The following is an 11,703-nucleotide window of genomic DNA, read 5'->3' on the forward strand; positions in this document are numbered from 1 at the left end:
TAATGGAGTATAAAAATTATCTTTAAACGATACAGAGATATCGTAAGACAATTGCTGAATTAGACTATATATTTTTTATATAAAAGCTTCTTGTCTTGTGATGAGAAGTTTTTTGTTGTTTAAATTGAAAATTTTAATAAAGTGGTGTTGTAAAAATTTAAGAGAGAGGAGTAGATTTGTCAAAATAAAAGAGAGTATATTTTTTTGACAATAGTTATGATATGGTAGAAAAAGCTCAATTAATGGATGAAAAGGCTATAGCAAGAGCAATTACTAGGATAAGTCATGAGATAATTGAAAGAAATAAAGGTGTAGAAAACCTAGTATTAGTTGGAATAAAGACTAGAGGTGTACCAATTGCAAATAGAATCTCTAAAAGAATAGAACAAATAGAAGGAACAAAAGTAGACACTGGAGATATTGATATAACACTTTATAGAGATGACTTAGAAAAAGTTAATGTTGAACCAGTAGTCAAGGGAACATATCTAGACTTTAATGTAGATGATAAAACAGTAGTTTTAGTTGATGATGTGTTATATACAGGAAGAACTGTAAGAGCAGCACTTGACGCTATTATTGATATAGGAAGACCTAAATCAATACAATTAGCAGTATTAGTGGACAGAGGACATAGAGAGTTGCCTATAAGAGCAGATTATGTAGGAAAAAATGTCCCTACTTCAAGACATGAAATTATATCTGTTAGTTTATTAGAAATTGATGGAGAAGATTCAGTTACAATCAAAGAATAGTGATTTTTTAATATTATATAAAAGCTCAGCATTGTATAGTCATGGAGGAGGATAAAGCTTACATATATTGCACAAAATAAATAATACAAGTTTATTAATGTGTAGATTAATGTAGTTTCTATTCTCCTTTATTTGGGCTTTCAATGTCGTAAAATGTAAAAAAATGATGATTTGCATAATAAGTATATAGAGATTAAAAAATAGAATCTAGGGAATTATAATTAATTAAAATATATTAATTGAACAAAGGATTTATTCATATATAATAATTTTTGGAGGTTTTTATGAAAAAAACGATAATGTCTTTACAACATTTATTGGCCATGTTTGGAGCGACAGTATTAGTTCCCATTTTAACAGGCTTTAACCCATCAGTTGCAATTTTTTGCGCTGGTGTTGGTACATTGATATTTCATTTTTGCACAGAAGGAAAAGTACCTGCATTTTTAGGTTCAAGTTTTGCTTTTATCCCTGTTATACTAGCAGCTAAAGAAGCTTATGGAGGAGATTTAGCATATGCTCAGGGTGGTATAATAGTAGCAGGATTAATTTATATTATAATGTCAATTATAGTGAAAGTAGTTGGGGTGGATAAAATTAAGTTATATTTTCCAGCACAAGTTACAGGAGCTATGATAGCAGTTATAGGTTTAAACTTATTGCCAACAGCTTTTAATATGGCTTCAGCTAATTTTATAATAGCATTCATGACCTTAGCAATAGCAATTTTGACTAATAAGTTTGGTAGAGGATTTATAAAACAATTAGGTATATTAATAGCCGTTTTTTCTGGATATATAATATGTTTGGTACTGGGATTAGTAGATATAACTACAATTACAGAAGCAAGTTTACTTGCGATACCTAACTTTACAATTCCTAAGTTTAGTTTAGGTGCAATTGTGATTATATCTCCAGTTGTTTTAGCTGTATTTATGGAGCATATAGGAGATATGACTACTAACGGTGCCGTTGTAGGAAAAAACTTTATAGAGAATCCAGGATTAAACAGAACGTTACTTGGTGATGGATTTGCAACTATAGTAGCAGGTTGCTTAGGTGGACCAGCTAACACAACTTATGGAGAAAATACAGCAGTACTTGCGATAACTAAAAACTATGACCCTTCAATACTTAGACGTACAGCAGTATTTGCTATATTGCTTGCATGTGTAGGGAAGTTTGGAGGATTTCTTCAAAGTATACCAGGTTCAGTTATGGGTGGAATAAGTATAATGTTATTTTCAATGATAACTTATGTTGGATTAAAAACTATAAGAGATAGTTCTTGTGTAGAAAGTAAAGTAAATATATTGATAATAGCAGTTATATTATTGATAGGTCTTGGAACAACCTACTTATCTAATAAAGGGATTTCTATAGGAATTCCTATAACAAGTACTGTAAAGATAACTGGTCTTAGTTTGGCTGCAATTGTCGGTATTGTACTAAATAGAATATTGAATAATCAAGATTTTAAAGTTGAAAAATAATAATTAATTAAGTATATATTATTTTAAATAATCAATTTTATATAGACATTAGTAACTAATGTTGATATAATGATTAAAAATAAATAAAAGAAAGGGTAAGGTAACTGGGAAGATGAGAATATAATCTATTTTTTATAATTTAAAGTATTGTAAATTTTGAAAAGCCTATATTGGTGGCTTTATTTATGATGCTTAAATTAAGGAGAGTAGATTATAGTCTATACGTTTAGTTATTGTGCCTATTTATGTAAATCTCTCCTTATATTTAAGTATACCAGGGAGGGATTTTTTTATGATGTTAGTAAAAGTAGAAAATTTAAAAAAATATTATGCTGATAAATTAATTTTGGATATAGATAAACTTGAAATATTAGAGAATGAGAGAATAGGTTTAGTTGGTTCAAATGGTCAAGGAAAAACAACTTTATTAAGAGCAATATTAGGTGAAATAGAAATTGATAATGGTTGTGTTTATCTTACAGATAGCTATTCATATATAAGTCAGAGTGAAAATAATATTGAAAAATGTAATGATAGTAAAGAAAAGAGTCTATTAAATGCACCAGATAAATTTGAAGATTATTTATCTGGAGGAGAAAAAGTTAAGCTAAAGATAGCAGATGCACTGAATAATAAGAAAAATATAATAATAGCAGATGAACCCACTTCAAATTTAGATAAAAAGAGTATAGATATTTTGGAAAATATGTTTAAAAGACATAAAGGAGCATTATTATTAATATCTCATGACAGACGTTTTTTAGATGAATTATGTACAACTATATTGGAGCTGGAAAGTGGCAAATTAAAAGCTTATAAAGGTAATTACACTGATTATTTAGAACAAAAGGATGAAGAGATAAAAAGAGCTGACTTTGAATATCATGAATATATAAATGAGAAAAAAAGATTGGAGAAGGCTCTTTTAGGTAAAAAATCTTTAAGTGATGGTATAAGGAAGACTCCAAAACGAATGGGGAATTCAGAAGCTAGATTGCATAAAATGGGTGGTCAAAAAAATAAGAAAAAAGTAGACTCAAGTGTAAAAGCATTAGAAGGTAGAATTGAAAAATTGGAAGTGAAAGATAAACCTAAGGTCTCTGCAGATATGAATATTAAAATACAGGATGGTATGGAAATAATCAGCAAAAACTTAGTGGAATTAAAGGATTTAACTTTAAAGGTAGGAAATAAGCTTTTATTGGATAATATTTCTTTCAAGGTAAAAAGAGGGAAGAAAATAGCTTTATTAGGTGATAATGGATGTGGAAAAAGTACTCTGATAAGAGAAATACTTAGTAATAAAAACGATTGTATAAAGATAAATAACAAGGCAAAGATAGGTTATTTTGACCAAAACCAAGATTCATTAGATAAGGAAAAGAGTATTTTGTACAATATCAAATCAAATAGTTCATTTGATGAGTCTTTTATAAGAATAAACTTAAGTTTATTTGGATTTAAAGGTGATACTGTTTATAAAAAAGTTAAGGTTCTTAGTGGAGGAGAAACGGTAAAGATAGCTCTATGTAAAATAATACTAGAAGATAATAATTTTTTAGTTCTTGATGAGCCAACTAATTACTTGGATATAAAATCTATGGAAGCATTGGAAAAAGCATTGATAAATACTGATAAAACTGTGCTTATAGTGTCTCATGATAGAGTATTTATATCTCATATTTGTGACTATTTTTTAGAAATAAAAGATAGGCATATAAAGGAGTTTGATTGTAATTATAATGATTATATCATTAGTAGAAATAAAAAAACTCCTAGTAGAGAAAGTAAAGTTAAACAAGAAAAACTTTTAGTATTAGAAAACAGACTTACAAACATTATATCTATGCTGTCAATAGAAAAAGATAACTTAAAAAAAGAGTGTTATGAATTAGAATATAATGAGTTATTAAAACAAATTAGAAGTATAAAAAATAGTTCTCAAAATTAAACTAATTGTTGGATTTTTATAAAAACAGAAATTAATTGATTTAAATATATACATTAGTTATTAAAGAGCTAAAAATAAATAAAATTAAAAGTGGCATTCTTATATAATAAGAATGCCACTACTTTTAGTTAATATGATAAATATATTATTATTTATCAGTCAGTAATTTTTATATTTATGAGATATACTTTATTCAGATTTAATCTTAAGTTTAGCTACCATTTCTTCTTCAGGAGTAACATAAATAGTACTATTAGTTTCATAGATAACCATACCAGGTTTAGAGCCACTAGGTTTTTTTACATTTTTTTTCTTTGTATAATCTATAGGTACTTGAGAAGAAAGCTTTGACTTGCTAAAAAATGCAGCTAACATAGCTCCCTCAAATATAGTGTTATCAGGGACTTCTTTACCAGCAGATTTTATTATTACATGAGAACCTGGAATATTTTTTGTATGCATCCATAAATCATCATTATCAGCAAGTCTTAGTGTAAGATAATCATTTTGTTTGTTGTTTTTTCCAACTAAGATTTTAAATCCATCAGAAGAAATAAATTCATGAGGATTTGTAGAAGGCATAGTGTCTTTTTTACTACTTTTCTTTTGTGCTTTGATATATCCAACTTTACCAAGTTCTTCTTTTATATCTTGTAATTCAGCCAAATTTTCACAGTTTTCAATACTCAAAATTATGTTTTCTAAGTAATCTATTTCTTCTTTGTTCAATGAAATTTGGTGAGATATTTCAACTTTGGCATGTTTCATTTTAGTATACTTTTTAAAATATTTTTGAGCATTTTCAGATGGAGTTAAGTTTTTATTTAATTCTATTGTTACATTTTTACACTCTTCATCATAGAAATTGGCAACCTCAATATTTTCCATCCCTTTCTCTACCATATATATATAAGACGTAATTAGTTCACCCTTTACTTTATAAATAGCTGCATTTTCAGACTCTAACAATTCTTCTTCTTGCTTTCTAAGTTTGTTATAAAGTCTATCCAATTTAACAGATATGCTTTTCTTTAAGTCAGATGAACGTTGATTGATTCTATCTTTAATATCTTTATTTCTGTAGAAATCTTCTAGTATAGTAGACATACTTTCCTTATTGATATATGATAAATCATTAAACAATGTAAGATTGACACAACTGAAATCAACCACTTTATCTAATTTTTTATCTATAACAATACAAGGTGAAAATTTATTAGAGTTTATATCATTAAATAAACTACAAAATTCCCTGTATAAAGAATCAAACTGCTGACTAGATATATCTTTGATAATATCGTTTTGATTTACATCTGCCCTATAACAAATTTCTTTGGCGATAGTAGGGCTTATACCTAAAAATTTAGAATATATGGACTTAAAAATAGGGCCGTCAAATTCATTTAGATTGCCAATAAATGAATCTTTAGATATATTATCAAGAGGGTTAAGTTTATCCTGCTTTGGTGGCAATGAGTAACTATGACCAGGTAAAACCTGACGAACTCTACTTATACTAAAAGGCACTCTTTTTATAGAATCTATAATTTTATCATCTTCATTATGAGTTACTATTATATTACTATGTCTTCCCATAATTTCAATTATAATATTTTTGATTGTCTTTTCTTTTAATTCATCTAAAGACTCAACACTGATTTTTATTATTCTTTCAAAACCAATTTGAGAAATTTCTATAATATTTCCACCTTGTATATATTTTCTAAGCAACATACAAAACATAGGAGCCTTTAGGGGATTTTCTTTTTTATAATTGCTTGTTAAATAAACCCTAGGATTTGAAGCACTTGCACTTAAAACCAATCTAAAATTTTCTTTGTTGTTTCTTATATTAAAAATTACCTCATCATCTTCAGGTTGATGAATCTTATCTATTTTTCCACCTGTAAGTTTTGATGATAATTCATCTACTATTGAATGTATAACTAATCCATCTAATGCCATATATAGCACCCCTTTCTTTGACCAAAATAAGTCAGTAAATTAATTATACACATAATATATGCTCTATGACTAGGGGGAATTTAAACAACATGGATTAATGTATAAATTTTATAATTATTTATACTTACAGGATATACTCACAATAGAATCAGCATTATATTTTCAAATTAATAATTTAAATTTGCTTAAATATAAAACAAATGTAGTATAATTAGTGTGTAAAGAATAACTTATAAGAGTATATAAACTTTACAAAACTAAATAAATATTAAAGCTGTATAATATATAAATATGAAAGAAGGTTGAAAAAATGAAATTTATTGATTTAAGAAGTGATACTGTTACTATGCCTACTGATGAAATGAGAGAAGCCATGGCAAAGGCTCCTGTTGGAGATTCAATCTTTAGAGATGACCCTACTGTAAATAAACTTGAAGAATTAGCAGCAGCTAAAGTTGGAAAAGAAGATGCTATTTTCCTTCCAAGTGGAACTTTTGGAAATCAGTTAGCTTTGTTTACTCACTGCCTAAGAGGTCAAGAAATCATTATTGGTAAAGGATATCATATTGTGACTCATGAAGTTGGAGCACCTGCTGTAATAGCTGGAGTTCAACTTAGAACTATAGATGAAGATGAAAGTGGAGCTCTTAATCCTGAGCTTGTTGAGAAGGCAATTAGGAGAGATGATATACATGAACCACAAACAGGTCTTATATGTGTAGAAAATGCATACTCAGGTGGAACTGTTGTAAGTCTTGACAATTTAAAAGAAATTAAAAAAATAGCTGAAAAACACAATTTACCAGTGCATTTAGATGGAGCGAGATTATTTAATGCAGCATTAACTTTAGGTGTAGAAGCTAAAGAAATTGCACAATGTTGTGACAGTGTTATGTTCTGTGTATCAAAAGGTTTAGCTGCACCAATGGGTTCTATTCTTGCTGGAAGTAAAGAATTTATAGCAAAAGCTAGAAGAAAGCAAAAAGTTATGGGTGGGGGAATGAGACAAGTTGGTATAGTTGCAGCAGCTGGTATAATTGCTATTGAAAAAATGACACTGAGATTAAATGAAGACCATGATAATGCAAAATATTTAGCTTGTGAGTTGGATAAAATTGAAGGCATTGAAGTAAATAACACTAATCCAGACCTGAGTATGGTATTCTTTAAAATGAGTGAAGATGTAATAAAAGAAGATGTTTTAATAAAAGAGTTTTTTGAAAGAAATATAAAAATCAATAAAATGGAAAATGGGGAGTATAGATTTGTAACTCATGTAGATATTACTAGAGAAGATTTAGATTATGTTTTAAAAACACTTAAAGAATTAATAGGTGTATGCTAATTAGGTATGTTCAAAAAAACTAAATAGCATATGTTAAATATTTTATTTTAAAAATTCATATACAGTTTAAATAAACTATACATAAAATTCATATAGAAATATTATTATATAAACATAGAAAGAACTAGCTTAAAAACATAATATAATTACCCTAATTGTAATGGCAACTCTCCCTCACATCCTCAAATTATAGTTGTCATTACAAAACTTTTCCCATAAATTATAAGTTTATGGGAATTTTTTTATGTTATAATAGTTTAAGTGTTAATTTACAAAGGAGCGATACTTATGAAATTTTGGAAACTACATGGAATAGGCAATGATTTTATTGCAATAGATGGAAGATTTGACCAAATAGATTCATCAAATTATACTGTTTTAGCAAAAAAAGTATGCCATAGAAGATTTTCTGTAGGAGCGGATGGGTTACTAGTTGTGAAAAATTCAGAAATTGCAGATGTAGAAATGGTGTATTATAATTCTGATGGTTCAAGAGCAGCTATGTGTGGAAATGGACTTAGATGTTTTTGTAAGTTTGTTTATGATAATGGCATAGTTAAAAAAGAAAACTTTACAGTAGATACACTAGATGGTATAAAAAATATAAAAATAAACACTATAAATGGAGAAATAAATACTATAAAAGTTAATATGGGAAAAGGAAGTTTTTTAGCTAAAGATGTTCCTGTGTTAACTGATAAAGAACATTTTGTACAAGAAAATATAAAAGTTTTAGATAAAGAGTTTAAGATTACATCTATGTTGATGGGGGTTCCTCACACTGTGGTTATAGTGGATGAATTAAATGTAGATGAAGTTTGTAAATATGGAAAAGAGATTGAAAATAATAAAATATTTCCTAAAAAAACGAATGTAAATTTTGTAAAAGTAGAAGATAAGTATAATATACATGTCTATACTTGGGAAAGAGGTTGTGGATATACTTTAGGATGTGGAACAGGTATGACTGCATCAGCAATAGTATGTAATCTACTTAATATGGTAGAAAATAGTGTAAATGTGACTTCTCAAGGAGGAACAGTACGTATAGATATAGGAGATTTTTCTTATATGACAGGTCCAGCAGTAAAAATATGTGAAGGTGTTTTGGAGGTTTAGGTAATGGCTATAAGTATGACTGGTTTTGGAAGAGGAGAATACAAAGACGACAACTATTATTTTTTAGTAGAATGTAAAACAATAAATCATAAATATTCAGATATAAATATACGTCTTCCAAGAAAAATTTCATTTTTAGAGGATAAAGTTAGAAATTTAGTAAAAAACTATGTAAAAAGAGGAAGAGTTGATTTATACATAAAATTTGACTTACTAGGCAAAGAAGATGTAAACTTAAATTTCGATGAAGGATTAGCATCTCAATATATAGATATATTAAAAGAAATAAAAAACAAATTTGATATTATAGATGATATTAGTGTTATGAATGTTGCAAGATTTCCTGATATTATAAAAATAGAAGAAAAAGATGAAGATGAAGATTTATTATGGTCGATGTTGAATCAAGCTGTAGAAGATGCAATGATAAAACTAAGAGAAATGAGAAGTGAAGAAGGTAAAAAACTAGCTGAAGATATTACAATGAGATGTGACTTATTAAAAAATCATATAGAAGAAATTGAAAAACATTCAAATAGTGTTGTAGAAGACTATAGAGAAAAACTAAATTCAAGAATAAGTGAAATGCTAGAAGACCCAAGTATAATAGATGAAAATAGGTTAGCACAAGAAGTTGCAATATATGCAGATAAAAGTAGTATAACAGAAGAGATAGTTAGATTTAAAAGTCATATTGGTCAGCTTAAAAAAACTATATTTAAAGACGATTCTATAGGTAGAAAAATTGATTTCTTAATACAAGAGATGAACAGAGAAACTAATACAATAGGTTCAAAATCATCTGATATAAATATAACTAATTTAGTAGTAGAAGTGAAAAGTGAGTTAGAAAAAATAAGAGAACAAATACAAAATATAGAGTAAGAATACAATATTAGAAGGGGAATATTTAAATGTTTACAAAAAAAGGATTATTGCTAGTTGTATCAGGTCCATCAGGTGCAGGAAAAGGTACTATTTGCAAAGAACTACTTAGAGAGAATGATACAATAAAACTTTCTGTATCAGCTACTACAAGAAAACCAAGAGCAGGAGAAGTTGATGGAGTAAATTATTTCTTCATAAGTAAAGAAAAGTTTGAAGATATGATAGGAAAAGGTGAGTTTTTGGAGTATGCTCAAATTTATGATAATTTTTATGGAACTCCAAAAGCAGCAATAATGGAATGTTTAGAAAAAGGACAGGATGTGCTACTAGAAATTGAAATGCAAGGAGCAAAACAAATAAAAGAGGTTTGTCCAGAAGGCGTATTTATATTTGTCCTACCTCCATCACTTAAAGAATTAAAAAATAGGATTGTTGGAAGAGGTACAGAGACAGAAGAAGAAATAGAAAAGAGATTTAGTTGTGCATATGAAGAAATAAAAATGATTAAGGATTATGATTATTTTATATTTAATGAAGATGTAAAAATATCTGCTAAAGAAATAGAAGGTATAATATCATCTGAAAAGAATAAAGTTAGCAGATATAAAAATATTATAATAGAGAAATTCAAGGAGGAATTATAATTATGTTAAAACCATCTATCAATGAGGTACTAGAAAAAATAGACAACAGATATTATTTAGTAGGGACTGTTTCAAAGAGAGCAAGAAAATTAATTGATGGAGAAGAGCCATATGTTCCAAACAAAGATAAAGAAAAGCCTGTATGTGTAGCTACTAAAGAAGTTGCAAGTGGAAAGATAACATATAGATTATTAACAGAAGAAGAAATAGAGATAGAAGAAGCTAGACACTACGCTGAGCAACACCAACAAATTTCAGAAGAGGAGTAAGGTAATGCTAAAAAATAAGACTGTTGTAATTGGCATAAGCGGCGGAATAGCTGCATACAAGGCTTGTGATGTTGTAAGTAAATTAAAAAAGTTAAATGCAAATATCCATGTTATAATGACAAAATCAGCAACAGAATTTGTTAGACCACTTACACTTCAATCACTAAGTCAAAATTATGTAGTAGAGGATATGTTTGAAGAACCAAAATCTTGGGAAGTTGAACATATATCATTAGCGAAAAAAGCAGATTTGTTTTTAATAGTACCAGCAAGTGCAAATTTTATAGGAAAAATTGCAAATGGTATAGCTGATGATATGCTAACAACTACTGTTATGGCAACAAAAGCACAAGTTTTAATAGCACCAGCTATGAATACTAATATGTATGAAAATACAATTGTCCAAAAAAATATAAAAACTTTAGAGGAATTTGGATATAAATTTATAGAACCAGAAAGTGGAAGACTTGCATGTGGAGATATTGGAGCAGGAAAACTAGCTAAATCAGATGTAATAGTAGAGGCAGTTTTAGCTAATCTTACGAAAGAGCAAGATTTAAAAGGTCAAAGTATAATAGTTACAGCTGGACCAACTGTAGAAAGTATAGACCCAGTAAGGTATTTAACTAATAGGTCTTCTGGTAAAATGGGATATTCTATAGCTAAAGAGGCTATATCTAGAGGTGCTGATGTAACATTAATATCAGGTCCTACAAATCTCTCTATTCCACAAAACCTTAAAAAATTTGTACAAATAGAATCAGCACAAGATTTGTATGAGGCAGTAGTATCAAATTTAAACGAAAATAAAATAGTAATTCAAAGTGCAGCAGTTGCAGATTATAAGCCAAAAACTTATTCTGACAAAAAGATTAAAAAGAATAATGATGATTTATCAATAGAATTAAGTAGGAATTATGACATTGCTTATGAAATAGGAAAAATAAAGGAAGATAGGATATTAGTTGGATTTGCTGCTGAAACTAACGACCTAATAGAACATGCCAAAGGAAAAATTGAAAAGAAAAATTTAGATTTTATTGTGGCAAATGATTTAACTAAAGAGGGAGCTGGTTTTAGAACTGATACTAATATTGTAAAAATAATAGATACAGAAGGAAATATTACTGAGTACCCTAAAATGAAAAAGGAAGAAGTAGCTAATGTTATCTTAAATAAGATTAAAGTGTTACTTGAGAAATAAGAACTTTTTTAAATATGATATTTGTGTATTTTATCACAGCTAAAGTGGCTGAAAGCTACAATTTACTTTT

10 protein-coding genes are annotated in these 11,703 nt (G+C 28.1%); 9 read left to right on the forward strand and 1 reads right to left on the reverse strand.

The window, feature by feature from the left end; translation table 11 throughout:
• Window positions 1–221 precede the first annotated feature (221 nt).
• The 3 genes from pyrR to cplR all read left to right on the forward strand — a co-directional run bounded on the left by pyrR (window position 222) and on the right by cplR (window position 4,199).
• Window positions 222–755: a bifunctional pyr operon transcriptional regulator/uracil phosphoribosyltransferase PyrR gene (pyrR, locus tag KGF46_RS03415; protein ID WP_227828104.1), complete on the forward strand. Its 534-nt coding sequence runs from the start codon at window positions 222–224 to the stop codon at window positions 753–755.
• Window positions 756–1,039: 284 nt separating this feature from the next.
• Window positions 1,040–2,248: a uracil-xanthine permease family protein gene (locus KGF46_RS03420; RefSeq protein WP_227828105.1), complete on the forward strand. Its 1,209-nt coding sequence runs from the start codon at window positions 1,040–1,042 to the stop codon at window positions 2,246–2,248.
• Window positions 2,249–2,540: 292 nt separating this feature from the next.
• Window positions 2,541–4,199, forward strand: a complete 1,659-nt coding sequence (gene cplR, locus KGF46_RS03425) for an ABC-F type ribosomal protection protein CplR (protein WP_227861797.1) — start codon at window positions 2,541–2,543, stop codon at window positions 4,197–4,199.
• Window positions 4,200–4,388: 189 nt separating this feature from the next.
• Here cplR and KGF46_RS03430 read toward each other — a convergent pair whose 3' ends face one another.
• Complete coding sequence (locus tag KGF46_RS03430) at window positions 4,389–6,164, reverse strand: NFACT RNA binding domain-containing protein (RefSeq protein ID WP_227861798.1); 1,776 nt, start codon at window positions 6,162–6,164, stop codon at window positions 4,389–4,391.
• Window positions 6,165–6,474: 310 nt separating this feature from the next.
• Between KGF46_RS03430 and ltaE the strand changes: the two genes are divergently transcribed.
• The 6 genes from ltaE (at window position 6,475) to coaBC (ending at window position 11,633) form a co-directional block, all read left to right on the forward strand.
• Window positions 6,475–7,509: a low-specificity L-threonine aldolase gene (ltaE, locus tag KGF46_RS03435; RefSeq protein ID WP_227828108.1), complete on the forward strand. Its 1,035-nt coding sequence runs from the start codon at window positions 6,475–6,477 to the stop codon at window positions 7,507–7,509.
• A 288-nt stretch (window positions 7,510–7,797) separates the two neighbouring features.
• Window positions 7,798–8,628 (forward strand): diaminopimelate epimerase, encoded by an 831-nt coding sequence (dapF, locus tag KGF46_RS03440; RefSeq protein ID WP_227828109.1) that lies wholly within the window; start codon window positions 7,798–7,800, stop codon window positions 8,626–8,628.
• A 3-nt stretch (window positions 8,629–8,631) separates the two neighbouring features.
• On the forward strand, window positions 8,632–9,513 hold the full coding sequence (locus KGF46_RS03445; protein ID WP_227828110.1) for a YicC/YloC family endoribonuclease: 882 nt from the start codon (window positions 8,632–8,634) through the stop codon (window positions 9,511–9,513).
• Window positions 9,514–9,542: 29 nt separating this feature from the next.
• Complete coding sequence (gene gmk / locus KGF46_RS03450; protein ID WP_227828111.1) at window positions 9,543–10,160, forward strand: guanylate kinase; 618 nt, start codon at window positions 9,543–9,545, stop codon at window positions 10,158–10,160.
• A 2-nt stretch (window positions 10,161–10,162) separates the two neighbouring features.
• Complete coding sequence (gene rpoZ / locus KGF46_RS03455) at window positions 10,163–10,429, forward strand: DNA-directed RNA polymerase subunit omega (protein WP_227828112.1); 267 nt, start codon at window positions 10,163–10,165, stop codon at window positions 10,427–10,429.
• A 4-nt stretch (window positions 10,430–10,433) separates the two neighbouring features.
• Window positions 10,434–11,633 carry a bifunctional phosphopantothenoylcysteine decarboxylase/phosphopantothenate--cysteine ligase CoaBC gene (gene coaBC / locus KGF46_RS03460; RefSeq protein WP_227828113.1) on the forward strand — a complete coding sequence of 400 codons (1,200 nt, stop codon included), beginning with the start codon at window positions 10,434–10,436 and terminating at the stop codon, window positions 11,631–11,633.
• Window positions 11,634–11,703 lie beyond the last annotated feature (70 nt).

This window comes from Clostridioides sp. ZZV14-6153 (assembly GCF_020657855.1).
Taxonomy (GTDB): Bacteria; Bacillota; Clostridia; order Peptostreptococcales; family Peptostreptococcaceae; genus Clostridioides.